This is a genomic window from Marinoscillum luteum, assembly GCF_044005705.1.
GTDB classification, from domain to species: domain Bacteria; phylum Bacteroidota; class Bacteroidia; order Cytophagales; family Cyclobacteriaceae; genus Marinoscillum; species Marinoscillum luteum.
This window is the reverse complement of sequence record NZ_JBIPKE010000015.1, coordinates 251,782-278,159: the sequence shown is the minus strand read 5'-3', so window position 1 is coordinate 278,159 and position 26,378 is coordinate 251,782. Positions and strand designations below refer to the sequence as shown.

The window sequence follows — 26,378 nt, the reverse complement described above, 5'->3', positions numbered from 1 at the left end:
AATGGACGGGTTTGAAAAATCATTTGAAAGTGATTTTAGAGGTCTTCTTCGTCCAAAGGCACTTCGTACGGAAAGTTGAAGAGGTGGTGGTCTTTGATGGCATCGGATACTTTGTTAGGGACAAATTTTTCCCACCCCACTTCACCATTTTCGATCATTCTAAGCACATCATCAGAGATAATATGAAGATTCTCTGTTTTGGCGCCCTGTACATCTTCAATCTGATCATTGTCTTTGAGGTATTGGTAGAGATTTTTCAGGTGAACCTCAGGAGTAAAGTTTTCTGAAGTGACAATTTCCTTGGAGTTGGCATCAATGGCCGGGTACACGTAGAGTTTCACGTTACTACCAAATAGCCTTCCAAATGACTCGAGGATTCCTCCTTTGAGGTTTTCATAATAGGACTCATCGAAAATTCGCTGAAGGTTATAGTACCCCAGTACAATGCCAAGCTTCTTGTGTCTTGTGAATTTCGAAAGATAGGAAGCCAGCTTGTAGTGCTCCTGGTAGTTGGAGATCAGCACATTCTGACCAAGTGAGCAGAGCAGGTCTACACGGTCCAGAAAATCTGTTTCGTCTACTTCACCTTCCATGGTGAGGTCATTGAGCGTGAGCTCTACCAATGGCATGATGTTTTTGATCTCTACATCGCTCTCATTCCTAAAGGCCCGCATACCTGTGAGCATCATGTCCACATTCACATGCGTTACTGGTCTGAACCGTCCGCGGAGTACAAAAATGTTTTTCTTATAAAGCACTGCAGATGGCTGGAGTACCTTGCCTTTGGGATCAAACATGGCGGCGTGGGTCAGGCCATTCTTCACCAGTTTCAGGCTCATCAGCCTATTGTCTACATGATGAAAGTCCGGGCCCTCAATTTTGAACATATCCACTTCAACACGACTGTGATGAATATTGTCAATGAGGGAATTAAGAATGTCTTCCGGCTCAGCGTAGTTGTAGCAGGCGTGGATGAGGTTGACGCCCACCATCCCGAGTACCTGCTGTTGCCACAGGGGATCATTGTCTTTGAGGATCACATGGATGACACAGTCATTAGGATCAGAATTCGGGTGCTTCTGAAATCGCAACCCGATCCAGCCATGACCCTCATTGGTTCTTTTGTAGTTAATCGTTTCTACCGTATTGGCAAACGCAAAAAAGTGTGACCTTTTGGCTCGCTGGGTCAGGCGTTGGGAGAGGAGTGAGTACTCTCTGTTGAGCATTCGCATGAGTTTGTCCTCACAAACGTAGCGCTCACTCTTTCCATAGATGGCATCACTGAAGGTCATGTCATAGGCCGACATGGTTTTGGCGATGGTGCCAGATGCGGCTCCGGCTTTGAAGAAGTAATCGGCAACCTCCTGACCGCCACCTATTTCTGCTATGGTACCATATATACGATCATCCAGGTTAAGGGAGAGTGCTTTTTCTTTTGTCGTCAGTTTCTTGAAGGATTCCATGTCGATACTCGCCATTTTCAGTTAAAATTATGCGATCTGGTAATCAAAGTAAACTTTAAAGCCAGATAAATAAAAAAGCCGGCGAGACCGGCTTTTGTTTTAAAAATGTGCAACAGAATTTTATTTGTAAAGACTGTAAGGAAACTTGTTTTCTGATATCATTTTATCAGCGATTGCCCTTCTTAGGTCCCTTGTATTGACGGAATTGATTTTTGTGAATCTTTTCATACCCATCAGTAAAACTTTGAGTTCGTCACCTTCAGTAAAGCAGGCCACGGCTTCTTCGCCATGATTTCTGATTTTCTGAACAGCATCGTGCATATAGAGTTTGGCCATTTGCTGATACAGCTGACTGCCTTCATCACCATAGATACCCATGAGTTTTTCGGTTCTCAGCAGGGTAGACTCTGCAGCATAGATTTCAATCAACATATCGGCGATGTGCATGAGCACTTCCTGCTCGTCGTTGAGGGTAGGGCCAAAAGTTTCAGCTGCTTTTCCTGCCACCATAAGTGCAGCTTTTTTCAGTTTTTTAAGGACATCTTTTTCCTCAGCCAGTGGGGCACTCATGTCCGGTGTCTCAAATGAAGGCACGGAGGTGAGCTCTTTGCCTACAGCCATCGCGGGTCCCAGAAGGTCCAGCTCACCTTTCATGGCGCGCTTAAACATCATTCCTACCAGGAGCATGCGGTTGATCTCGTTGGTACCTTCATAGATTCTGGTGATTCTGGCGTCTCTATAGGCCCGGGCCATGGGTGCTTCTTCTGAGAAGCCCATACCGCCATAGATTTGCACCCCTTCATCCACGCAGAAGTCCAATACCTCAGATCCATGTATTTTGATAATGGCACATTCAATCGAGAATTGCTCTAAAGCCTTCAATTTGGCTTTACTTAGGTCCGTACCTTCGTTGATCAACGATTCTATGCGATCGTCAATGTTCTGACCTGCTCTGTAGGCAGCTGATTCTATGGCGTAAGTTTTGGTAGCCATGGTGGCTAGTTTTGCCTTAATAGCCCCAAAGCTGGAGATAGATACTCCAAACTGCTTGCGTTCATTGGCATAGTTGGTGGCCTGTGAGGCCACTGTTTTACAGCCATTGATCACTCCGGCACCCAACTTGATTCTACCGACATTCAGCACATTCACAGCGATCTTAAATCCGTTTTCACGTTCAGAAAGCATGTTTTCCACCGGCACAGTACAGTCATTAAAGAATACCTGTCTGGTAGAGGAACCTTTGATGCCCAGCTTACGCTCCTCATCGTTCATAGTGATACCGCCGAATTCCTTCTCCACAATAAAAGCGGTTAGATTCTTGTCATCATCGATTTTCGCGAAAACAATAAAGAGGTCTGCAAAACCCGCGTTGGAGATCCACATTTTCTGACCGTTAATGATATAGTGTTTTCCGTCATCTGAGAGTTTGGCTTTGGTTTTCCCCGAGTTGGCATCAGATCCGGCATCCGGTTCCGTCAGGCAGTAGCAGGCTTTCCATTCACCAGAGGCCAGTTTGGGGAGATACTTTTGCTTTTGCTCTTCTGTGCCATAGTATAGGATAGGTAACGTGCCTATACCAGTGTGCGCACCATAGGCTGTAGAAAAAGATCCCGATGCGGCAATGATGTCGGCCATCAACATACTGGTGTTAAAATTCATACCCAGCCCGCCATACTCTTCGGGCACAGCCACACCCAATAGTCCAAGCTCGCCGGCTTTTTCCATTAGAGCGGGCATGAGTCCCGGTTCCATGCTGTCTATTCGATCTACATTAGGGGTGATTTCCAGGTCTATAAAGTCCTGGGTGGCAGCAGCCATCATTTTTTGCTCTTCTGTGAAATGTTCCGGAATGAATATTTCGTCTGCAGATGTTTCTCTGATGATGAACTCGCCGCCTTTAATCGCTGATTTTTGTGCTACTGCTTCCATGGTCTTATGAGATGCTTTTATTGATAGAGTTAATATGTTATGCATGCATACTATCTCAAAGATATAAAAAATATGTTATGCATGCATAATAAATTTCAAAAGAATATTTAAGAACTGAGCTGTCTTGCCATGGCCCTTTTTTTGAGAATGGAGATCTCTAAAACAATCAAATGAATTTAACCCGAGCTTCCTACAATTCATCCATTCTTTTCTACAGTTCGGAAACATTTAATTTCTGAATCCACTCAAAGCCCTCACTTTCGGGATATCAAAAACGAAAGCGATGAGGCAATATCTAATCACAATCTACCTGGCTATTTTTTCTCAAACCATGGTTTTGGCACAGTCCACTGTCAGTGGGGTGGTCTCTGATCAGAAAGGAGAGACCCTGATCGGGGCGAATGTCTATCTCAAGGATACGTACGACGGTGGCACTACAGATGCAAACGGGCGTTTCAATTTTGACACTTATGAGACAGGAGCGCAGGTGTTGGTGGTTTCCTTTATGGGTTTTGAAAGTGTAGAGCTTCCATTTCTGCCGGATCAGGAAAATCATTTTGAGATCAAGCTGAAGGAGGCCTTCAACACCATAGATGCGGTCACCATTTCAGCTGGTTCCTTTGAGGCTAGTGATAAGAAAAAGGTAGTGGTGCTTCAGAGTCTGGATATTGCTACCACTGCCGGTGCTACAGCGGACATCACTGGCGCGCTGAATACGTTACCAGGTACTCAGACGGTGGGTGAGTCAGGGAGGCTGTTTGTGCGGGGAGGTACGGCCGATGAAACCAAAATCTACGTGGATGGAGTGGAAGCTTCCAATTATTATGGTGCTTCGGCTAATAATATCCCGACCCGAAGCAGGTTTTCTCCTTTCCTTTTCAAGGGGACCTTCTTTAGCACCGGGGGCTATTCTGCGGAATACGGGCAGGCACTTTCTTCTGCGCTTATCCTGAACACTCTGGAAGTAGATCCGGTGAGCAAAGTAGACCTTTCAATCATGTCTTTAGGACTGGAGGCGGGTGTTACCAAAGCGTGGGAGGAGCAGTCGCTGTTTGCCAAAGTAGGCTATATCAACCTCAACCCATATAACCACCTGATTGATCAGCGGGTAGACTGGAAGCAAGGTGTTGTGGATTGGAACACCAATGTGGCCTATAAAAAGAACCTCCCCAACGGAGGAAGGCTGAAAGCTCTGGCTATGGGTAATACTTCCAATATGTCACTAGAGCAAAAGACGATCCTGAATCCCAGCGGAGTGAACGCGATAGGAGTGAATAACAAAAATGGTTTTGTAAGTGCCAATCTGGAGCTGCCGGTTGGAGAGACGGATCATGTATACCTGGGGGCTTCTTCCTCATGGAATGAAGATCATCTCCTCTATAATCAAACTACCATCGAACGGCCCACATTTAATCAGCACCTGAAAGCCAAATATGTACATGAGTTTGCACCTAAAAGCATCCTCAATACTGGAGTAGAGCTTTACTATCAGCATTTTGAAGAAACCATTGCTGACAGCATCGCACTGAAATTTGATTACAATCAGACGCATACCGCCGCATTTGCGGAGTTGGATCAATACATCACACAAAACCTCGTGGTGCGGGTGGGCGGTCGTTTGACTTATTTGAGTCTTCTCAAAGAAGCGCGACTGGCTCCGAGGCTTTCCATGGCCTATAAGCTGAATGAATATGCTCAGGTGTCGTTGGCATCAGGCCTTTTCTATCAGGCCCCCGGATCAGAATATCTGAAACTCACCGATGAGCTGAATCAGCAGCAGGCTGCACATTACATTCTCAACTATCAACGGATCAAGGAAAACAAGGTGTTCAGGGTAGAAACCTATCTGAAGGACTATGATCAGCTGGTCCGCTTCCAAAGCCAATATGATCCCTCAACGTTCAGCAGTGATGGAGACGGGTATGCCTATGGCCTGGACGTGTTTTGGAGGGATCGAGGGGGAATTAAGAACATTGATTATTGGGTGTCATATTCATGGATGAAGAGTGAAAGAAAGTACCTCAATTATCCTGAGAAAACAGCGCCTGGGTTTACCTCAGCTCATAATTTTTCATTCGTCATCAAGCGGTTTTTCCCACAGCTGAAAAGCCAAATGGGAGCCACTTATTCCTTCACTTCAGGCAGACCTTATGAAAACCCCAACCTGGACGGCTTCAACGAAAGCCGTACAGATGGTTATCATGATCTCAGCTTCAATGTGGCTTATCTGCCCACGCCCAGAGTCGTGCTGTATGCATCTGCTACCAACTTGCTGGGGAGTGATCAGGTCTTTGGTTTCAACTATGCTTCTCAGCCTGGAGAAAATGGGACGTATGCCTCAGAAGCGATACGCCTTCCGGCTAAGCGATTCATCTTCATAGGCTGCTTCATTACTATCGGTGCATTTAACAATCAACTTGAAAACTTATAATATCATGAAAACTATCCTTCTATTATTGGCTCTGAGCTATATGTATCCTTCAGTGGGACAGAGCCCTGTGAATTTTACCGTATATGTCAAACAATTTGCCCATCAGGAAGGCAAGCTTAGAGTCGCGCTGTTTAACAGTGAGGGCAAGTATCTCAAAGAGGCCTGTAGAGAAATGGGAGCTGAAATAGATAACCTGGAGGTAGTAAGTGTAACCTTTGAAGGGCTTCCCAGTGGAGAATATGCCATTTCCATATACCACGATGAAAACGGGAATGGCCAGCTAGATGCCAATTTCATGGGGATCCCAACGGAAGACTATGCCTTTTCGAATAATGCACCCAGTCGCTTTGGTCCTGCCTCTTACAGCGATGCCAGAATAGAAGTTTCTACTAACAATAACACTCACACCATTAACTTAAACTAAGATGAAAACTGTATTAATGATCCTCATGTTGGTAGCCGGAAGTGCTGCCGCACAGTCTAAGTATGAAGCAGCCGTCCTTAAAGGAAAAGACCTCCTCAAAGCGGCGGATGATCAGGAAGCCTATATGGGCTGTGCCAATTATTTTGAGCGTATTGCTCAAAAGGAAAGTAAGGAATGGTTGCCGCTTTATTATCATTCACTTAGTCTCACGCTCTGGGGAACAAGAGAGACCAACCCTGGCACTAAGGAAAAAGTGCTGAATGATGCGCTCGCTTTAGTACAAAACGCAAAGAAGATTGAAAAGAACTCTGAGCTGGTGGCGCTGGAGGGTTTTGTGCAAATGATGCGTTTGACCGTGGACCCTGCCACCAGGGGGCAAACTCTTTCGCCTACCATTTATGCACTGTTTGGTGAGGCCATTGCTTTGGACCCTGAGAATCCACGTGCTGTTTTGCTCATGGGGCAAATGGAATTTGGAACTGCCCAGTTTTTTGGTAGTGGATTTGAAAAGGCATGTGGGTATATTCAAAGGGCTTACGATATATTTGAGCAAACACCAGATGAACTCACCACGCTACCCACCTGGGGTAAGGGGATGGCTGAGGCCAGTTTGGCTCACTGCAACCAATGAGAATAACCCGAAAAACACTTATCCGCGAATTAAAGGAGATCTTCATCATCGCGCTGGTGGGCGCGCTCTTTAATTTTCTCACATCAAGTTTCACGGTATTGAATGTGGCCGTTTCTGTCACCATCTGGGTTTCCCTGAGTAAAGGCAACGGATATATTGTTGATTATCTGAACACAAAAATCTCCTGGGTAGAAAAGCCAATCACCAGGATCACGGTGGGGATGGTGTGCATGATGGCCTACACCATTTTCACTTTTGGGGCAGTGATTGTGTTATTCAAGTGGTGGAATAGCAATTCAGAGCTCCTCGATTTGATCAGAAATATCAGGTTTCAGGACTTTATCATCGCCATCCTCATCACTTTGATTATTAGCATGTTTTTTCACGGACGTGCATTTTACATCAACTGGAAAGAAGCATTGTTTAAGGTGGAAAAATTAAAAAATGAGAGTTTGAAGTCTCAGTATGAGTCTTTGCGCAATCAGGTGAACCCACATTTTCTTTTTAACTCACTCAATGTACTCAGTGAACTTGTGTATGAGGATCAGGGAAAGGCAGTTGAGTTTATTCGCAAGATGTCAGATGTCTATCGGTATGTCTTAGAGCATAAGGACCAGGAGATGGTGCCTTTGGATGTGGAACTCGCCTTCCTGACTAGCTATGGCTTCCTTCAGAAGATCAGATTTGGGGATAATTTTGATCTAAGCATTGAGAAAAATGGAGAGGGGATGGTGCCCCCGCTGGCTTTGCAGATGCTTGTGGAAAATGCGATCAAACACAATGTGGTTTCGTCAGCGAAGCCTTTACGCGTAGATATTGTCATATCGGATGATACAGTGATGGTCAGAAACAATGTGCAGGAGAAGCTGACTAAGGACTCCACGGGGATCGGGCTGAGCAATCTGAAAGCGCGCTACCAATACCTATCTGATCAGGAGGTGGTGATTAGCAATGATCAAAAGACCTTTGAAGTGACCCTCCCTTTATTGAAAATGAAAGGGTGAAATGAGCAAATGGTTGTTTTTACAACATTGAACACATGAAATACATCATTTTAGAAGACGAGAAACTGGCAGCGGAGCGATTGAAAAAGTTGGTACTGGCCTCCAGACCTGATTATCAGTGTGTGCTGACTATGGACTCGGTTGAGTCAGCGGTGATATCATTGCCAGCGCTCAGGGTAGATCTGGTTTTCATGGATATCCAGCTTGCGGATGGCAATTCATTCGACATCTTCGATCAGATCAAACTGGATGTGCCCATTATCTTCACAACGGCCTATGATGAGTATGCGCTGAAGGCTTTCAAAGCAAACAGCGTGGATTACCTGCTCAAGCCCATCGATCCGGAGGAGTTAGAGAAGGCCATACAAAAATTCGAAAGGCATGCCAACAAAGGAAATGAACAAGTTGATGGCCTTTTGAAATCGTTGCAACCGAAAGGCAAGGAGCGGTTTGTGGTAAAAGTGGGAGAGCATTTGAAAACAGTGGAGACCGTGGATATTCAATTGATCTATAGTCAGGATAAGGCTACCTATCTGTTTACCAAAGAAGGACGCAAATTTTTGGTGGACTATACGCTGGATAAGGTGGAGGATCTTTTAGCCGCAGACCAGTTCTTTCGGATCAGCCGAAAATTTATAGTCAATCTGAGTTGTATCAAAGACATCATTGCTTTCACCAACTCACGTTTGGAGATTGTGATTGAGGGATTTGAGGAAGAGCAGGTGATTGTGGCCAGAGAGCGCGTGTCTGAGTTTAAGGCATGGCTGGATCGATAAAACCCCGCGCCTTTGGCAGAGCCAAAGGCGCGGGGTTGACCATCAAAATTTGGCTTTCAGTGCCAAAATGAAGTTCCGGCCCGGAGCTACCAGTCCCGAACTGTAGGGTCTGTATCGCTGGTCAGTCAGGTTTTCCATTCCCCCGGTCACGGTGAATGCATCATTGATCTGATACATGGCCTTCAGGTTGAGTGTATACCATGCAGGCGAATAAGGATCTCCGTTTTTATCCATGGCATAGAGGTAATCCTTGGCTTTTTCTTCTTCCGGAAGATCGGCAAAGCGCTTTTCTCCATTGTACACCGCATAGAGTTGAATATTCAAACCTCCGGAGGCATAAGTGAGTTTCGTCACTCCAAACCAGGGCGCTGCATGCCGGGAGGGGCTTTTGCTGCCGTCATCAAGTTCTTCTTCGCCCTTTTGATAATTGTATTGGGTAGAAAAACCAAAACCTGCCGGCAACTGGATCTCCAGGCCTGCCTGAATGCCATGCACATTGGCAACTGCGGCATTCTGGATAGCCTGTACCTGACTTAGTTCTCCATCATACATGATGCTATCTTCACCATTCAGTGTGAAATTCCGTCTTACCATGGCGTTTTCCAAAATGGTATAGTACCCGGTCAGGTCCAGTTTTACCGTTTCGTTAAACACTTTCGCAATCCCCAGCTCGGCATTGTAGGCATACTCAGCGGAAAGACCCGTATTGGGAATGACCACAGCACCCGGCTCAGAGTCGAAGACTTTCCCCAAGTCATCTACATTGGGTGATCTGAATCCGGTGGAGGCATTGGCACTCACCGACCAGGTTTGTCCTGGATGGTACAACATGCCAAGGCTTCCTGTAAAGGCTCCATCAGCGAGTGAAGCCTCGGATTCAGGAAATGGATAAAAGGGGAGGTTGTTGCTAAAATCAGCTTCCAGGGCATATAGATTGTATCGGCCTCCGGCCTGAAGCATCCACTGTCCTGAAAGATTGTACTGGTAGGTAAGATACGCAGCGTATGACGACCAGGTAGACTCTGGGTATCTGGCAGGGCCAGTCACAGATTCACCAGTAGTAATGTCTTCATCCGTTCCACGCGAATCCACGTCGTTGGTGATCAGCTCCAGTCCGTAATAGATGTTTGCTTTAGGGCCAGGAGCCTTTACGAAATCCAGGTTGACGGAAAATGCGTTGACTTTCTCAAACCGGGAAGCCCGGGTGTCTCCGTTAAAATCCCTGTCGATGCGACTCTCCTCAAAATGCTGCTGAGCTGCTCTTAATGTCATCTGATCATATAGAGGATTTACACGGCTGTTGGTCGCAGTAAAATTATTCATCATCCAGATTTGCGGTCCATAGTTCCATTCGGCACTTCGAGGTAACCCATTTTTATACCGAATGTGCCGATCGTAACGGGCATAATCTGAGGTAGCAGAGTAGTGAAACCCATATTGGAAATCCCACCGGACATTGGGTTTAAACCTGACCTTCTGCATCATGTTGATCTGCGTGTAACCCGAAGGAGTCTGAACCTTGGGGTCGGGGTTGGTGACTACCACGTCCCGACTGTCCTGGCGTTGCACATAAATAGGCCTCAGGTATTCTTCTGGCCCATAGCTGCCCATTCGCAGGTCGCCGAAGTTGTAGCTGGAAACACTGGTCACGGTGGCCCATTTTTCCCAACCGATGGATACATCGAAGTGACCTGTCTTTTCATTGTTGGCCGAGGCATACCTTGTCACTGCCTTTCCGGTGATCAGTGGCTTTTCGTCCAGTGAAAACTGGGGAGTAAGGGTTTGAAAGGCCATCACTCCGCCGATGGCATCACTGCCGTAAATGATGGATCCGGGACCGAAAAGCACCTCAGCACTCTCTGTAGCAAAGGGATCGAGAGAGATTACGTTTTGGAGATTTCCACTCCTGAAGATGGCGGTATTCATTCTGATACCATCTACCGTGTACAGAAGTCTGTTGGTAGAAAACCCACGAATCATTGGGCTGCCGCCTCCCTGCTGACTTTTCTGAATAAACACTTCTCCGGATCCCCCCAATAAATCCGCTGCAGTTTGTGGGTTTTGCAAAGCAATGTCCTTCGGGGTGATGGTGATGATTTTGGATGGCACCTCCTGACCCGTCTGGCTCCAGCGGGTGGCAGAGACCACCACCTGATCGAGTGAGACTTGTGAGGAGCTCATTTCCACCAGAAAACCAGCCAGTTCGAGCTCATCAAAGCTCATGCTGATGGTCTTATATCCCATCATTCTGAAGTCAATTCTGGAAGCTTTAATAAATGGATTGATTTTTACCTGACCTTGCGAGTTGGTGGTAAGCAAGGCATTGTGCTGGTTGCTCACCACGGTCACCAGTTCCAGGGGATGGCCGGTTTCCAGGTCTTGCACAGTCACTACCTGGGTATATCCCAGACAAGCCATGGTCAGCAGTGACCATAGCATGATTGATCTTTTCATTCGATTTTTTTTGTGATTGAAAAAATGATTTCACTCCACACGGGAGTGCTGGCTCATGCTGCCTGCATGAACGCTTACCGAGAAGATCAGGATTGTTGAGGAGGAGGAAGGGGTGGTTTCTGCTGACGGTAGATAGGGGTCATCTCAAGAGCCTGTCTTTGAAAGGCGGAAACGAAGGTGATGAATTTAAAAACAGGGATGGGGACACATATGAGCCCACTGGTGAAGGTTTCGACCCGTTCTCTGTTGGCTTCATGGTATGGATCTTTTCCGAATGCCTTGTTCACCAGCACTTGTAGTTGTCGGTTGAGTCGGGTCTCTTCATGATCCCACCAGCACCGGTAGTAGGTGGTATCCTCATTTTGGTACCTTTCTACCACGTCATACATTTCGCCCTTGTATTCAAATTCTTTGGAGTGTTCCCAGGAGAGCAACGAACTGTCTTTATGGGCGATTTTTAGGAGGATCAGGTCATTTTTATCGGTTTGGGCTATGAGCTGTCTTTTGATTTGTCTCTTTAACTGATATTTCTCCACACGGAGCCAGGTGTAAGTACCCATAAACGGTATGCTCAGGACACAGAGTAAAAGTATGGCTGGTATTTTTCCCAAGGAAGAGACTTTTTGCCAAATGTAAAGATTATCCCAGAGAGGAGTTACTGGATGGGAGGATAAAAAAGTGCGCGTCTGGTGCTCAAACGCGCACTGCCTGGTGTCTTTAGAAGCGTTTAATTATCAGCGTAGAACCTTCCCAAATAGCCTACAATGGCTTTCTTAAGTTCATAAGGGTCAATAGTGCCGTCTACCTGATAGATGATCTTACCGCCCGGAGCCACCAGTAGGGTGTAGGGCAATGCCCCTTGCCAGTTGGGGTCCACGGCTTCAATGAGGTCATACATATTGTCACCGGAGTAGATGTAGTTGGTATTTGAAGCTTCCTTTTTGGTCAGAAACTCAAGGGCTTTGTCCTTTTTGGACAATTTATCACCACTGATGGACACGAACTCAAAGTCTCTGCCGCGATACATCCTGTTGATGTCTACGAAATCCGGAAACTCCTGCACACAAGGTCCACACCAGGTGGCCCATATATTAATCAAACGGAGCTTGTCAGAGGTATTTTTTACCAGATCGGCCACCTCATCCACAGCAATGGGTTGGATCGTCACTTCTTCTTTTGACCAGCCCTCACGTTCTTTGGCCAGCCAATCGTTTTTCCAGGCCCATTTGATGGAGCACCCGAAAGTCTTGGTAGTAGGAGTAGAAGGTTGTTTGCCTGCCAATAACTCATCAAGTGTATTGATCAGATCTGTGGTTCTTGGAGAGATGTATGGGTTTTCCGTATCATCTATTCGTCCTGAGTAGACCAACTTTCTGTCCTGATCGAACACAAACACGTGTGGTGTGGCGGCCGGACCATACTTGAGGGAAGTCTGTTGTGAAGCTCCGTCGTAGAGATAGGTAAAGTTGTAGTTCATTTCTTTTACCCTCAGCTTCATATCCTCCAGATCGTCCGAAAGATCACTGTAGCCAAGCTCGGAAAGGCTCACTGCATTCGGATCATTGGGTGAAATGGCCACAAAGTCAACGCCTTTTTTACTGTACTTGTCTACGATACTAATGAGCTTCTTTTCATAAGCCTGGGCGGTAGGACAATGGTTGCAGGTGAACACTATGGCCAGGTATTTCTTTTTAAAGTCGGCAAGGGAATAAGTGTTGCCATCCGTGGCAGGGAGTGTGAAATCTGGTGCCGGACTCCCGATCGGCAATGGGTCTACTTTTTTGGAGTGATCCTGAGCTACAGCTTCAGCACCGATGACCGTGACCAAAAGGAGTAAGAGGTAAGTGATTTTCATGTTGTTGGAATTATGGTTTGAGATTTATTCGCATCAGGTAACTATGTGCTGTCATGTAAAGCACTGTCTTGTCGGCATTGAAACCGCAGTTGGCAGTGGCCTGGCCGGTCATGATGGTGCCCAGGTGCTTGCCTTCAGGGCTGATCACCAGCACACCACCGGGCCCTGTTGCAAATAGATTTCCGGAGTTGTCTACCTTCAGGCCATCTGGCAACCCTCTACGTTCAGATCCCACCAATGGAGTTACATCCAGAAGGATTTTTCCGGTTGTAATGTTGCCATCAATGTCCAGTTCATAGGCATAGTATTTCGCCGCTTTAGGATCTGAAACTGCCACATAGAGGGTCCTTTCATCCGGTGAAAGGGCAATGCCATTGGGTCTGGTGAGTGAATCGATGAGTAAGGAAACCTGACCATCCGTTCCCATCTTGTATACTCCGTTGTATTCCAACTCTTTTTCATCCCATTCATCCAGTCCATAGGGAGGATCAGTGAAGTAATAAACACCTTCTTTGCTAATGGCCACATCATTGGGGCTGTTGTAACGCTTTCCGTTGTACGTAGAGGTGATTGGTAGAAAAGCAGACTTTGGTGCATCCAGAGAAGTGGCCATTTTGGCCAGCTGACGATTACCGTGCTGGCAAAGTATCAGATTACCCTCATTATCTAATGCCAGTCCGTTGGCTCCTGGTTCGTGCTTATCCGTGCGGTCACCGTCATAACCCGATGGCTGGAGATAGATCGAAATACTATCTTGTTCTGTCCACTTGTAGACGGTGTTTTTGGGAACATCTGAAAAGATCAGGGCATTTTGATCTTTCAGCCAGAGCGGACCCTCGGACCAGGTAAATCCGCTGGCCAGCACTTCGATTTTGGCTTCTGCCGGGATCAACAGGTCCAGTTCGGGGAGGAGCCTTTCAATACTGCCGGTGGTTTCAAAAGTGGTTGGCACGGTTGATTCTGAGCTTTCAGACTTTGGTGGAGAGGTACAGGCCATGACCATGCAGCACACCGCGATGCACAAGGCCGAATATGTTTTCATCATAAGGACTAGTAAGTTTTGAGAAATGAAATTTAGGCAATTAATGCGGTCTCGTGCTTACAGGATGTTTCGGATAAGGGTATCACCTGTACAGTGCTGGTTTCTTTTGCCATTAGGGCAAGGGTTGCAGATCACCCACTACGGTTTGTGGTGGGGCTACAATGATGAGTGCTGTGCTTCTCCGAAACTGAAGCTTTTGAATATGTATAAGGAGGATACTGCCGTGGAGGCCCCTGCATGCCAACGCGACTATGCATTTAGGGGCCCCAGAGAGACTGATTACTTGGAAGATTGACCTGAAAGAGCGTCAGGTTGGTAAGGGCAACTGGTTTTAGGGGATTACTGCCCGTACTGCAAGACAGGCTCACCTTCTTCACATGCCACACCTGAAGGTTCCTGAGGAGTAGAGCAATCCGAATAGATGCCCCATTTGACATTGAAAGCTTCCTGAGCATCTCGGTGCTCGCTCACCAGAGAAAGAAACTTCACCGTATCAATGGTTTCTGAGTAGGCCAGGAATTTGACTGGCCCTCCGCAGGCTTTGGAGCCTACCGCGGTGAAGTCCCATTCTTCGGCACTGGTACAAGTCACGCTCTCCGCCATTGCGTGTATTTCTGACCATAATCGATCCAAATTAGCTTGATCACTTTCCTGAGAGGGCTGGTCATCAGTGCAACCCAGTGCAATGAATACTAAAAGATAAAGCAGGTTCTTCATAGACTTATTTTTAACTTTAAAGACGCTATTACTTTCCTTTTAGTTGGAACTATGTTAGTTACGATTATAACCTTATTGTTACTAATATCGTAATATTGATTAATAATCGTAACATAGCGAATGACAGGATCAAAGAAGAAAAATGGCCGACAGCTTCTGCTGGGAGCGGGTAGAACACTTTTCTGGAAATATGGCATCAGACGTATTTCAGTTGAGGAGGTCTGCAAAAGTGCCGGGGTGAGTAAAATGACCTTTTATCGGTCTTTTGAAAACAAAGAAGATCTGGCTTTTCAGGTGCTCAAGGGATTTATCACGGAGGGTATGGACTCATACCGAGCCGTCATGAAGCAGGACATACCCTTTCGGGAGAAGATCGCAAAGGTGATTGCCCTAAAGCACCAACAGTCTGTTGACATCAGTCAGGAATTCATTCAAGAGATTTACCAGTCTACAGACTCAGTTTTAAGTGCTTATATTGAAGAAAGCCGGAAAGAGATGCTAAGCGAAATCATGTATGATTTGTTTATGGCTCAACAAAATGGATGGATTCGCCGGGATACCAAGTTAGAATTCATCCTTTATATGCTCAATAGCCTCAACGACAAGATGATGGACGAAAGATTTCTTTCCATGTATGAGGACAAGCATGACGCCATAATGGATCTTACCAATTTCTTCTTTTACGGGATATTCCCCTCCGAGCAACCAGAATGAGACGCAAATTACTCTTTTGTTGGGTTTATCTATTAGCGCTGCAGGTAGCTCTGGCACAGCCCAGGCTTGAATTTGATGGGCAGGTTTCTGCTGTTGGGAGCTATTGTCCGGAGAATCAATTTCCACTTTTCTCAGGAGGACGATATATCCCCGAGCTGGGATATGGGGTTGGGTTAGATTCAGGGAAAGCCTTCGATTTGGAAGCTTCAGTGAATATAGCTGGTTCGGTATTCTTCCAGCCTTTCGACACTGGCAGCTGGAATGGCAGCATCAACCCTTACCGACTTTGGGCCAGGTATACCGGCAAGCAATTTGAGGTACGGGTAGGCTTACAGAAAATTGATTTCGGGGTTGCCACCATGCTTAGGCCACTTCAGTGGTTCAATCAGATCGATCCACGTGATCCTCTTCGGCTGACCAATGGAGTTTATGGGGTTTTGGGGAGGTATTATTTTCTCAATAATGCCAATATTTGGCTTTGGGGTTTGTATGGAAATGAAAAGGCACGTGGGTTGGATGCTTCCGAGACTTATGCCCAACACCCTGAGTTCGGGGGCAGGGTACAATATCCTGTTTCCCGAGGGGAGATTGCTCTTTCGTATCATCACCGGACAGCTGACGCCCGGCTGCTAATGGATGCACCACAATTTGCCCAGATTCCTGAAGACAGGTGGGGAGTTGATGGTAAATGGGACGTGAATGTTGGGTTGTGGTTTGAGGTGTCACACATTCGAAAACAGAAGGATTTGGGTGACCTTACCAACCAAACCTTCCTCAACCTCGGGGCTGATTACACCTTTGGAATTGGGAATGGGCTGAACATGGTGGTGGAGCACCTCATAGCGGGGTATGATTCGGGTCTGCTTGGGTTTGGTCACAGAGGGCATATCACTGCAGCTACGATGGCATATCCACTTGGCTTTTTTGATCAGTTGAGTGCCTTGTTTTTCTACAACTGGGCAGTCGGTGATCCTACCTTTTTTCTGAATTACGAACACCAATTCAAGGCCCTTGTTGGGTATATCATGCCCTTTTATAGTCCCAGGATACAAAAAGGCATACAAGAAAATGACCTGGTAAATTCCATATCAGGCCCTGGTCTAAGGCTGATGTTGGTTTACAATCATTAAACAATCACTAAAATGAGTGAAGAAAAGATCATATCGATTGAAAATGTCACCAAAAGATTCCCCGTGGGCGATGGTGAGTTTACGGCATTGAAAGACATTAACCTTGAGTTTCGAAAGGGAGAATTTGCGGGACTGGTAGGACCTAGTGGGTCTGGCAAAACCACCCTGCTCAACATTATCGGGTCATTGGATAGTCCGTCTGAAGGAAGAGCCATCGTAATGGGAAGGAATATTTCTGATCTCTCCCATAAGGAATCAGCCCTTTTGAGGAATTTGCACCTTGGTTTCATCTTTCAAGTGTACAATCTGCTGCCGGTCTATACGGTCTATGAAAATGTAGAATTCTCCCTTTTGCTCCAAAATAAAACATCAGCGGAACGGAAGAAGGCCGTCATGCAAGCCCTTGAATGGGTAGGTCTTCAGGATATGGCAGACAAGAAACCTTCGAAACTTTCGGGTGGCGAAGGTCAACGTGTGGCCATTGCCAGAGCAATGGTGAAAAAACCGGATATCGTTTTGGCCGATGAGCCTACAGCCAATCTGGATGCGAAAAATGCTCATGCCATCATTCAGACCATGAAGGATTTGAATAAAGCCCTCCAAACGACCTTTATTTTTTCTACCCACGATGAAAAAGTAATGTGCTATCTGGATCGAATGATTCATCTGGAAGATGGTAAAATCGATCAGGACGAACACATTTCTCACCAGATGTCAAAGCCATGAAACTAGCCTTCATATTAGCTTATAAAAACCTTGTTGGATCTGGTCTGCGTACCTGGCTCAATGTGAGCGTATTGTCCTTTGCCTTTGTCTTAATCATTTTTTACAATGGCATGATCGATGGGTGGAACGAGCAGGCGAGACGTGATGGTATTGCCTGGGAGTACGGTGGCGGACACCTACTCAATGGTGATTATGATCCCTATGACCCATTCACTTTGCAGGACGGTCATGATACTTTACAGACCAACGAAAATAAGGGTTTGATTCCCGTACTGATGCGGCAGGCTTCCATTTATCCCGAAGGACGCATGATGTCGGTGATCCTTAAGGGAATTGATCCGGGCCAAACCACCCTGAAACTGCCTACCCAGCTTCTTGCTGAGCGTAGCGCCGACCTCCCGGTAATTATTGGGAAACGGATGGCTGAGGCTACCAATCTGGAAGTGGGTGATGAAGTGCTCATCCGGTGGCGGGATAAGGATGGAACTTATGATGCTGGGAGGGCGACAGTGGTTGATGTTTTTGATACCAATGTGCCAGCAGTAGATAATGGCCAGATGTGGATTTCTATTCATCAGCTCTGGCAAATGACCGGATTGCAAAATCACGCAACACTTTACATCTCAGAGACAGCCAGAAACTCGATGGAGGTAGAAGGCTGGGAATTTAAGTCGCAGCGGGAGCTTCTGCAGGACCTGAGCGATATCATAGAAATGAAAAAAGTGAGTGGATCTATTATGTACTTGCTGCTGCTGGCCATTGCCCTACTGGCCATTTTCGATACTCAGGTGCTTTCCATTTTCAGAAGGCAAAGGGAGATAGGAACCTACATCGCTCTGGGAATGACTCGTCTGAGGGTGGTTTGGCTGTTCACCATTGAAGGGAGCATGTACAGCCTGCTGGCAACTGCTGTAGGTTGCATTTATGGCATTCCCTTATTCATTTATATGGCCACGGCTGGTATCGGCATGCCCACTGCTTCTCAAAACTCGGGAGTAATAGTGGCGGCAAGAATATTCCCTGTTTATGGAGCAGGACTGATTTTAGGTACAATGGCTCTGGTGGTGGTTTCTGCTACCATTGTCAGTTTTCTGCCCGCCAGGAAAATCTCGACAATGAACCCTGTAGATGCCTTAAAAGGTAAAATACAATGATAAAATTTCTCTTAAAAGGAATCCTTGGGGATAAAACACGAAGTGTTTTACCCGTCATGATTATCACCATCGGAGTGGCTTTGACCATTTTACTGAGTGGTTATATGCGCGGAGTGATGGGAGATATGATCGATCAAAATGCTCGATTTGAAACCGGGCATGTAAAAGTAATGTCTCGTGCCTACGCTGAAAATAAAGATCAGCTACCCAATGATCTGGCGCTATTGGGAGTAGGCGAGTTGAATGAATCTCTGGCGAAGCAATTTCCTGAGATGCAATGGGTGAACAGGATCAAATTTGGAGGATTGATTGATGTGCCTGATGACCTGGGAGGATCCAAAGGTCAGGGTCCTGCAGCTGGGATGGCCGTGGCGTTGTTTTCCACAGAGAGTGGTGAAGACGTGCGGATGAACATTTCCTCTTCGATAGTGAAGGGAAGTATGCCCAGCCACTCTGGTGAGACTTTGGTTGGGCACGACTTTGCTGAAAAGCTGCACATTCAGATTGGGGACGAAGTGACCTACATGGGCACTACTATGAATGGCAGCATGGCTTTCGAAAACTTTGTGGTGAGTGGCACGGTGAAGTTTGGCACCACTGCGCTGGACAGGGGAGCCATCATTGTAGATATTACCGACGCCCGACGAATGCTTGATATGGAAGATGGAGCAGGAGAGGTGCTGGGCTATTTCAAGAGTGGAGCTTACGATGACTCACGCGCCATTGCCATGAGCGAAACATTCAATGGTCAGTATGCTGATGATTCTGATGAATTTGCTCCGGAGATGTTTCCCTTGAGGGCACAAAATAACCTCTCGAGTTTCCTTGATTATGTGGACTCTTTTTCTACCCTGTTTGTGGTGATTTTCGTTTTTGCTATGTCCATTGTATTGTGGAATACGGGCCTACTGGGGGGATTGCGGCGATATCAGGAGTTTGGAATCCGACTGGCACTGGGTGAGGAAAAAGGCCATATCTATCGAACCTTGATCTATGAGGCAATTCTAATCGGGGCCATAGGATCAGTCTTCGGTACCATCGTGGGCCTTGGTGGGGTGTATTACCTGCAGGTGGTAGGGATTGATATCACAGGTATGCTGGATGATAGTACCATGATGATGCCCTCCGTACTTCGAGCATCGTTCACCTCCGACTTGCTCTATATTGGCTTTATTCCGGGGTTGGTGGCAATGGTTCTGGGAAATGCGCTTTCCGGAATTGGCATTTACAGAAGAGAAACAGCCACACTTTTCAAAGAACTAGAAGTTTGAAATGGTTTTTAAGACAAAATGAAGACATCACAATGAAGCTAGCGTTTGCAATACTTATTCTTTGCAGTGCATTTCTGCAGACAAATCCGGATGCCGGTAAAATCCTTGAGAAAGTGGATTACAACATGACTTCTGACACTCAGATTGTGGAGTCAGATATGGTCATTCACGGAAGGAGAAATAGTCGTACTGTGACCTCCAAAGGGTATTCAAAGGGAAATGATCAATCCTTTACGGAATATCTGGCGCCTGACAGGGAAAAGGGAACCAAAATGCTAAGAATGGACGATCGGTTATGGATTTACTCACCCGCTACAGACCGTACGATCCAGCTTTCCGGTCATATGCTGAAGCAATCGGTCATGGGTTCCGACCTGTCTTATGAGGACATGATGGATGACCGCAAACTGATAGAGATGTATGACGCCAAAGTGATTGACGAAGAGGAGGTGGAAGGCCGGAGCGCCTGGGTACTCGATCTGGTGGCCAAAGTGGATGATGCCACCTATGAGCAGCAGAAACTATGGATAGATCAGGAAAGGTTTGTGCCGCTGAAAGAAGAAATGTATGCTAAAAGTGGTCAGTTGCTGAAGCGCGTAACCCTCTCCAATGTAGAGAGGATTGGGGACCGATGGTTTCCTAAAAAAATGAATTATAAAGACGTGCTGAAGGATGGGGAGGGTACGGATTTTATCGTGAAGAGTATTCAGATTAATCCTGAAATTCCGGATTACATTTTCAGTAAGGCCTCATTGAAGAAATAGGAGTATCTCTATGGAGCTAAAAAGTTTCGTCCATATTTACCTTATGGAGTACCAACCCTGAGGGCGGAGCTACGTGCATGACCTTGTGCGTGTCGCCTGTCTCCATAGATAATGACTGGTCTAAGTCATCCATGCGCCATAATCCTCTTCCGGTTTCGAATAGAGCGCTCATCATCATCCGTACCTGATAGCGCATAAAACCGTGCGCTTTGACCGAAAACACAAAAGAATCCTGTGGAATAAAACTGCCAGTTACATACTCGTTGGGTATGATCTGAGCAGATAAGACTTCCCTTTGGAGTTCCGTTTCCGCGGAAGGTTTTTGGGTATACCTTCCGAAATAGTGACAGCCTTCAAATTTTCTCGCGGCTAATTTCATCTTGTCTATGTCCAACTCTTGCCTGACATGGTGTATGAGGGGCGAGGAAAAGGGGTGTGACTTCTCTCCGAAGCTAAAGTAATAGTGATACGTTTTGGTCCTGGCGCCCTGAATGATGTTGAACCCCTGATGTGTAGGAGCTACCGATCTGGCAGAAATATCCGCAGGGAGGTGTTTACTGAGTTGATGCAGAAGCTGCTCCGGGACGATGGCTTTATTCAGAAACAGCTCCAGTACATAATCTTCGGCGGATACTTTGGCATCCGTTCGTGAGCAGCCCAATGTTTTGAAGGGAGCACTCTTTAAAATGACTTTCAATGTATCATCTATCGCCCCGTGAATACTCGGGAGCGAGGGTTGTTTTTGCCAGCCATGGTAGTTATGGCCCAGAAATTGGATTCTGATCAAATAGAAATGAGTCCAGGAGGCCATTTTACCAGTCGATCGGTCGGTAGTCTTTCAGGAACTTCCCGCACCAGTGCTTGCCGGTATTGATTCCGTCAAACAGCGGGTCGAGTACCCGGGCGGCACCATCCACTATGTCTAATGGTGGCTGGAAGTCATGAACTTCCGTTTTGTGTCTGGCCAATTCTGCGGGATCTTCGTCGGTCACCCAGCCAGTATCCACAGCATTCATGTAGATGCCATCTTTGGCGAAATCCGAAGCTGAGGTGTGAGTCATCATGTTGAGCGCAGCTTTGGCCATATTGGTGTGCGGGTGCCGGTCTTCCTTATAGAACCGATGGAATTTACCCTCCATTGCTGATACGTTCACAATGTGCTTTTTGCCGGTGTTTTCTTTGCGCATCAATCGGGAAAGCCTGTTGCAAAGCACAAATGGAGCTACTGCGTTGACCAACTGCACTTCTACCATTTCCGGGGTTTCTATTTCGCCCAGTTTTAACCGCCAGCTGTTGGTTTTGCGTAGGTCTACCTGTTGCAGGTCTGCATCCAGCTTGCCTTCAGGGAATACTTCCTGGGTCTGAAGGGAGTTGTCGAAGCTATAGGGAATCTGCGAGAGTTTTGCCGAAGCACGCAGCCCTATACCAGGCTCCGGAGCATTCCAGGCCACCGGTAGGTTCTGGTTTTTAGTTTTTGAAGGGGCCAGTTCCTGCAGCTCAGAGAGGCAATAGAGGTGGTCAGAAAGGAGCCCTCTGGTGAGCAGAGGCAATTCATCCGAATTCATTTCCTCGTTGGCCATTAGGTGTTTGTAAAACCCTGCTGGTCTTCTTACGGTCTGTGCGGCATTATTGATCAGGATGTCCAGACGGTCATACTGATGCTCTATGAAGTTGCAGAAAATCTCCACGGAGGGAATGTGTCTCAGATCCAGCCCGTGGATTTTGAGGCGGTGACTCCAGGATTTGAAGTCTTTCTCTTTGGCAAATCTGAGGGCAGAGTCTACCGGGAATCTGGTGGTGGCCACTACCGTAGCCCCGGCTCTGAGCATCATGAGGGTAATGTGATACCCGATTTTCAGTCTGGAGCCCGTGATGATGGCTACCTGACCCGTGAGGTCGGCGGTCTGAAAACGCTTCGCATAGTTGAAATCTGCGCATTCCGGGCACATAGCATCATAGAAATGGTGGACTTTAGTGTACACTGCTTTGCACACGTAGCAGTTTCTGGGTGATTCCAATTCGGGAGCCACTTCGTGCTCTTTCCCCGTAAGGGAAATTAGTTTGGGCGCCTCAAAAACTACAGACTCCCGGGCACTGCGAATACCGGTGGTTTTACGGATGTGCTTATCCCGTTCCACCATTTTTCTCTTGGCGGCTTTTTTGGCATCTTTTCTTCGCTTGTCAAATTCTGCCCTGTCTGGTCGTGTAAGGGCACCAGCTGCTTTTAGTAGGGCAATGCGTTGTTCTTCGGGGAGTTCAAAAAGTTGGGTGGTATCTCCCAAAAGGCTCTCCAGCACAGTTATGCACTGATTGATCTGTTCCTGAGTGATGGGTGCAGCAGCGTCTGCTCGCATAAGTAATTGGATTGTTGAAGTTTATGGGCGCAAAGGTAGTGCTTGATCATAAATATGAAGCTATCTGTATCAGCATAGTTAGCGCTCAGATGGTGTTTAAGCCGTTGATTTTGTAGGGAGCTGAACCACCACCTGTGTGCCAGCTGTGGTGGAACTGATGTTGATCTGGCCACTATGCTCCTGAATGATCCGATGGGCCATAGACAGACCGAGACCTTTTCCCAGTCCTGGATCTTTGGTGGTGAAAAATGGATCAAAAACCTTGTCCAGATGGGTGGGAGCGATGCCTGTTCCATTATCGGAGATGTCCACTTCGATGAGGTTTTGTTCGGTCAGCAATTTCGTGGAAATGGTAATTAAGCCATTTTTGTCGAATGACTGGATGGCATTGCTGATGATGTTGAGAAAAACCTGATGTAGCTGACCTTCATTTCCTACAAAAAGAATGTCCTGGTGGTGATAGGTTTTGAGCACCTTACCCTTATACTTGATTTCATGATTGAGGATTTGCAGGCAGTTATTGATGATGGCGTGCAGGTTACATAGTCCCAATTTTTTTTGATTGGACCTATTGAAATGATCCAGGCTTTTTGTGATTTCGTGAATACGCCCGATCCCTTCTTTGATGGTTTGAAGACCTTCTTCCTGGACGGCACAGAGCTCATTATCATCCTCAAATGATTCCGGCTGCCTGATGGCACATTCCAGGTTATGCAGGCCACCCATGATGAAGTTTAGCGGGTTGTTGATTTCATGACCCACTCCGGCAGTAAGTGTACCAATAGAGGCCATTTTGGCTGTTTCCACCAGGTGCTCCTGAGTTCGCCTAAGCTCAGAAAGCGTCTTGCTAAGCATTTCTTTTTGAGTAGTGAGTTCCTGGTTGGCGTGCTTAAAGTCTTCGTTGGCGGCTTCCAGCTCCTGCGTTCGTGCTTTCACCAGTTCCTCGAGGCCTTTTTGGTAAGCTACTATTTTTCGTTCTGCGTTTTTCTGATCGGTGATATCTCTGATCACAGCCTGGATATAATTTTCTTCCTCCAGCGCTACCAGACTAAGGTTTATAGAGGCCTCAAAGACTTCTCCATTGAGTTTGCAATGCTGCCATTCGAAAGACTGTGATACGCCTTCGAAAGCCTTCTGAATAAATTTTGGTGCCTTTTCCTTTGAAAGCTGACCGTCGGGTTGCTCTACCGGACTGAAGTCAATCGGAGTTTTTCCGATTATATCCCGAGCTGTACAATCAAATAAGGTCAGTGCCTTTTGGTTGCAGTCCACAAAGACCCCCTCATCAAACAGCAGAATGGCGTCATTAGAGGTTTCGAAGAGCATTTTATATTTCTGCTCCTTGGTGATCAGTTCGGCACTGTGCTTGCGGATCACCGAAAAGTTGTGCAAGATGGCCTTTCGGTAAATCTGACTCCCAAACAAAAGGGTAAATGAGGCCAGAAAAATGACTGCTCCGTCCAACAGCCAAACTGCATTGTGTGAGGTGTAGTTGGTTTGATAAGTGATATCGGTGAAGACCCCCGAAACGAAAAGACTTCCGAAGATGACGTAAGTGATCAGCAGGAGGAGTGAGACCAGAATGGCCTTCTGATGTGAAAGCACAAAAGAGGTGAGGACTGGTAGTACCACAATGAGGGCTTTTGCTGAAGCGACAAAGCCAAGCTGATACAATCCCACGGTGATGACCACATAAATGGCAATGAGTAGGCCTGCGGCTTTGAGGTTGTGGCTGACCTTGTTGCGGAAGATCAGTAAAAGTACTAAAAGGATCACCACACTGGTATGAATGGTGAGCACCACCGTCATGTTTTTGTATACAGCCCTGATTACATTCAATATGAGAGAAATGATACCCAGAGAAGAAAAAATAATAAGGGCTAATTCTATAATCTTGTTTTGGATATCCTCCAGGTTATGTTCCTCCTCTAATTGAGTGAGCATGGGTGGTTGGGTTAGATTGGTCAGGAAAAAAGGACAATATAAGGTATGATCGTTTCAAATAGAAGCCATACGAAAGGGTCTTATAGATAGGCCATAATGGTATGAAAGAACCCTTCCTGAGCGACCTTAGTATATATTATGAATGAAAAAAGTGCTATTGTTGCAAAAGAAGCTTATTAATGTGCCGCCTTTCATCAAATAAGTCTATTAAAAGTACTGGATAGCGCGTATTATTACTGAGTCTGCTTTACAAAAATATTCTGAATGCCAGCTGTGGGTTTATAGGTTAAAATTGTAAAAATTTAGTGAAATGCACATATTCGATTTAATAGCCCTGATCATTTTCGTTTCAGGCTTATTCATCTTTTTGAATACGCTTTACCTGAAATTGCCCTCGTCCCTGGGACTGATGATTCTCACCCTTATCCTTTCAGTGGTAATACTGATGACTGAAATTTTGTTTCCGCAGTGGGAAATTGCGACAGAGATTAAGTCCTTTGATTTTCGGGATGTTCTCAATCAAATGGTCATTAGTGTGATTCTCTTTGCGGGAGGATTAAACATGGACATCAATAAGCTAGGAACCCAAAAACTTCCGATCATCATTCTGTCCATTGTTGGTGCCATCATATCCACTCTGGTGATAGGGACCATACTCTACTATGTCCTCAATGGGCTGAATATAGAGATTAGCTACATGTACAGCCTCGTTTTTGGAGCGGTGATTTCTTCTACAGACCCCATTTCATCCTCTAACACCACCAAAAGGTTTTCATTGCCAAAAATACTTGAGATCAAGCTGGAAGGTGAGTCACTGTTCAATGGGGCGTTCTCTGTGGTATTGGCATTTGTGCTCTACCACGTGGCTATCGTCACCGGGGATCAGGACATCACGTTCGTCACATTTGCCCAAATCTTACTATTGGAGATTCTGGGAGGAATCACCATCGGGGTGTTGATGGGCTTTATTGGTTTCAGGCTCTTAAAATTCATCGATAATGACGATGTGCATATTGAGGTTTTGATCACCATTGCGCTGGTTCTTGTGGGATCCTTTATCTCAGGTTTCTTTAGCATCTATTCTAAAATGGTTTCGTTGATTATGGGTCTATTGATTGGTTATCTCAGCAGAGGAGGCGCCAATCCGGTGAAAAAAGGTGAGGAAATTGTGGGGTCTTATGTCTACAAATTCTGGAACCTGATGGAAGAGACCATGGCAGTGATGCTCTTTGTATTGATGGGGCTGGAAATGCTGGTTTTGGACTGGCGTATGGAGTTCTTTGCGGCTGGTTTTATCGCTGTGAATGTGGTGTTGTTCGGCCGGTGGGTGAGCATTTTCATTCCGGTGAAACTGATGTCTGGCAGATTCGATTTTGATAAAAACACCATTCCAGTAATGACCTGGGGTGCATTCAGAGGTGGTTTACCTATCGCCCTCATATTGGCTCTGCATAACTTTCCGGGAAAGGAACTACTGATCACCATGACTTATGTGGTGGTGGTGTGCTCCATTTTGTTTCAGGGGTTCACTTTACCAATTATGATGAAAGAACGCTTCGTCAATCGGGCCGTATAGCGCTTTGAAATAAACATTA

22 protein-coding genes are annotated in these 26,378 nt (G+C 46.3%); 12 read left to right on the top strand and 10 right to left on the bottom strand.

All coding sequences use genetic code 11. The annotated features are described in order from the left end of the window. Nucleotides 1-35: 35 nt before the first annotated feature. Nucleotides 36-1,478, bottom strand: a complete 1,443-nt coding sequence (locus ACHKAR_RS08930) for a TonB-dependent receptor (RefSeq protein WP_255465038.1) — start codon at nt 1,476-1,478, stop codon at nt 36-38. 105 nt (nt 1,479-1,583) lie between these two features. After that, a complete protein-coding gene (locus ACHKAR_RS08925; RefSeq protein WP_395417110.1) occupies nt 1,584-3,392 on the bottom strand; it encodes an acyl-CoA dehydrogenase family protein in 1,809 nt (602 codons plus the stop codon). 283 nt (nt 3,393-3,675) lie between these two features. On the opposite strand from ACHKAR_RS08925, the gene ACHKAR_RS08920 reads away from it, so the two are divergent. The 5 genes from ACHKAR_RS08920 to ACHKAR_RS08900 are packed head-to-tail and all read left to right on the top strand — an operon-like array spanning nt 3,676 to nt 8,658. Then, nucleotides 3,676-5,823, top strand: a complete 2,148-nt coding sequence (locus tag ACHKAR_RS08920; RefSeq protein ID WP_395417109.1) for a TonB-dependent receptor — start codon at nt 3,676-3,678, stop codon at nt 5,821-5,823. A 4-nt stretch (nt 5,824-5,827) separates the two neighbouring features. After that, nucleotides 5,828-6,247: a DUF2141 domain-containing protein gene (locus ACHKAR_RS08915; protein ID WP_159579494.1), complete on the top strand. Its 420-nt coding sequence runs from the start codon at nt 5,828-5,830 to the stop codon at nt 6,245-6,247. Nucleotide 6,248: 1 nt separating this feature from the next. Beyond that, nucleotides 6,249-6,878 carry a hypothetical protein gene (locus tag ACHKAR_RS08910; protein ID WP_395417108.1) on the top strand — a complete coding sequence of 210 codons (630 nt, stop codon included), beginning with the start codon at nt 6,249-6,251 and terminating at the stop codon, nt 6,876-6,878. After that, nucleotides 6,875-7,882 carry a sensor histidine kinase gene (locus ACHKAR_RS08905; RefSeq protein WP_395417107.1) on the top strand — a complete coding sequence of 336 codons (1,008 nt, stop codon included), beginning with the start codon at nt 6,875-6,877 and terminating at the stop codon, nt 7,880-7,882. Before ACHKAR_RS08910 ends, ACHKAR_RS08905 begins: the two co-directional genes overlap by 4 nt. A 35-nt stretch (nt 7,883-7,917) precedes the next feature. Continuing rightward, nucleotides 7,918-8,658, top strand: coding sequence for a LytR/AlgR family response regulator transcription factor (locus tag ACHKAR_RS08900; RefSeq protein WP_395417106.1), 741 nt, complete (start codon nt 7,918-7,920; stop codon nt 8,656-8,658). A 42-nt stretch (nt 8,659-8,700) separates the two neighbouring features. On the opposite strand, the gene ACHKAR_RS08895 is transcribed toward ACHKAR_RS08900, so the two are convergent. The 5 genes from ACHKAR_RS08895 to ACHKAR_RS08875 form a co-directional block, all read right to left on the bottom strand. After that, nucleotides 8,701-11,112, bottom strand: a complete 2,412-nt coding sequence (locus ACHKAR_RS08895; RefSeq protein WP_395417105.1) for a TonB-dependent receptor — start codon at nt 11,110-11,112, stop codon at nt 8,701-8,703. Between the two features lie 86 nt (nt 11,113-11,198). Further along, nucleotides 11,199-11,723 carry a hypothetical protein gene (locus ACHKAR_RS08890; RefSeq protein ID WP_395417104.1) on the bottom strand — a complete coding sequence of 175 codons (525 nt, stop codon included), beginning with the start codon at nt 11,721-11,723 and terminating at the stop codon, nt 11,199-11,201. A gap of 116 nt (nt 11,724-11,839) precedes the next feature. Beyond that, the gene (locus ACHKAR_RS08885; protein WP_395417103.1) at nt 11,840-12,967 is read right to left on the bottom strand and encodes a redoxin domain-containing protein; all 1,128 of its coding nucleotides are present in this window, start codon (nt 12,965-12,967) and stop codon (nt 11,840-11,842) included. 10 nt (nt 12,968-12,977) lie between these two features. Then, nucleotides 12,978-14,012 (bottom strand): SMP-30/gluconolactonase/LRE family protein, encoded by a 1,035-nt coding sequence (locus ACHKAR_RS08880; protein WP_395417102.1) that lies wholly within the window; start codon nt 14,010-14,012, stop codon nt 12,978-12,980. 336 nt (nt 14,013-14,348) lie between these two features. Then, complete coding sequence (locus tag ACHKAR_RS08875; protein ID WP_395417101.1) at nt 14,349-14,726, bottom strand: hypothetical protein; 378 nt, start codon at nt 14,724-14,726, stop codon at nt 14,349-14,351. A 120-nt stretch (nt 14,727-14,846) separates the two neighbouring features. Between ACHKAR_RS08875 and ACHKAR_RS08870 the strand changes: the two genes are divergently transcribed. Genes ACHKAR_RS08870 through ACHKAR_RS08845 form a run of 6 tightly spaced genes read left to right on the top strand, consistent with a single transcriptional unit; the run spans nt 14,847 to nt 20,485 of the window. Next, the gene (locus ACHKAR_RS08870; RefSeq protein ID WP_395417100.1) at nt 14,847-15,440 is read left to right on the top strand and encodes a TetR/AcrR family transcriptional regulator; all 594 of its coding nucleotides are present in this window, start codon (nt 14,847-14,849) and stop codon (nt 15,438-15,440) included. Continuing rightward, the gene (locus ACHKAR_RS08865; protein WP_395417099.1) at nt 15,437-16,570 is read left to right on the top strand and encodes a hypothetical protein; all 1,134 of its coding nucleotides are present in this window, start codon (nt 15,437-15,439) and stop codon (nt 16,568-16,570) included. The genes ACHKAR_RS08870 and ACHKAR_RS08865 overlap by 4 nt, the downstream gene beginning before the upstream one ends. A gap of 12 nt (nt 16,571-16,582) precedes the next feature. Beyond that, nucleotides 16,583-17,296, top strand: a complete 714-nt coding sequence (locus tag ACHKAR_RS08860; RefSeq protein WP_395417098.1) for an ABC transporter ATP-binding protein — start codon at nt 16,583-16,585, stop codon at nt 17,294-17,296. Next, nucleotides 17,293-18,450: an ABC transporter permease gene (locus tag ACHKAR_RS08855; RefSeq protein WP_395417097.1), complete on the top strand. Its 1,158-nt coding sequence runs from the start codon at nt 17,293-17,295 to the stop codon at nt 18,448-18,450. Before ACHKAR_RS08860 ends, ACHKAR_RS08855 begins: the two co-directional genes overlap by 4 nt. Continuing rightward, nucleotides 18,447-19,721, top strand: a complete 1,275-nt coding sequence (locus ACHKAR_RS08850; RefSeq protein ID WP_395417096.1) for an ABC transporter permease — start codon at nt 18,447-18,449, stop codon at nt 19,719-19,721. The genes ACHKAR_RS08855 and ACHKAR_RS08850 overlap by 4 nt, the downstream gene beginning before the upstream one ends. 32 nt (nt 19,722-19,753) lie before the next feature. Then, nucleotides 19,754-20,485 (top strand): outer membrane lipoprotein-sorting protein, encoded by a 732-nt coding sequence (locus tag ACHKAR_RS08845; RefSeq protein WP_159579520.1) that lies wholly within the window; start codon nt 19,754-19,756, stop codon nt 20,483-20,485. Nucleotides 20,486-20,501: 16 nt separating this feature from the next. Here ACHKAR_RS08845 and ACHKAR_RS08840 read toward each other — a convergent pair whose 3' ends face one another. The 3 genes from ACHKAR_RS08840 to ACHKAR_RS08830 all read right to left on the bottom strand — a co-directional run bounded on the left by ACHKAR_RS08840 (nt 20,502) and on the right by ACHKAR_RS08830 (nt 24,783). Beyond that, nucleotides 20,502-21,296: a tRNA pseudouridine synthase A gene (locus ACHKAR_RS08840; protein WP_395417095.1), complete on the bottom strand. Its 795-nt coding sequence runs from the start codon at nt 21,294-21,296 to the stop codon at nt 20,502-20,504. 1 nt (nt 21,297) lies between these two features. Next, nucleotides 21,298-22,839, bottom strand: coding sequence for an SDR family NAD(P)-dependent oxidoreductase (locus tag ACHKAR_RS08835; protein WP_395417094.1), 1,542 nt, complete (start codon nt 22,837-22,839; stop codon nt 21,298-21,300). A 96-nt stretch (nt 22,840-22,935) separates the two neighbouring features. After that, entirely contained in the window at nt 22,936-24,783 is a 1,848-nt protein-coding gene (locus tag ACHKAR_RS08830; RefSeq protein WP_395417093.1) for a PAS domain-containing sensor histidine kinase, read from the bottom strand. Nucleotides 24,784-25,093: 310 nt separating this feature from the next. On the opposite strand from ACHKAR_RS08830, the gene ACHKAR_RS08825 reads away from it, so the two are divergent. Beyond that, nucleotides 25,094-26,359 carry a cation:proton antiporter gene (locus tag ACHKAR_RS08825; RefSeq protein WP_395417092.1) on the top strand — a complete coding sequence of 422 codons (1,266 nt, stop codon included), beginning with the start codon at nt 25,094-25,096 and terminating at the stop codon, nt 26,357-26,359. Nucleotides 26,360-26,378 lie beyond the last annotated feature (19 nt).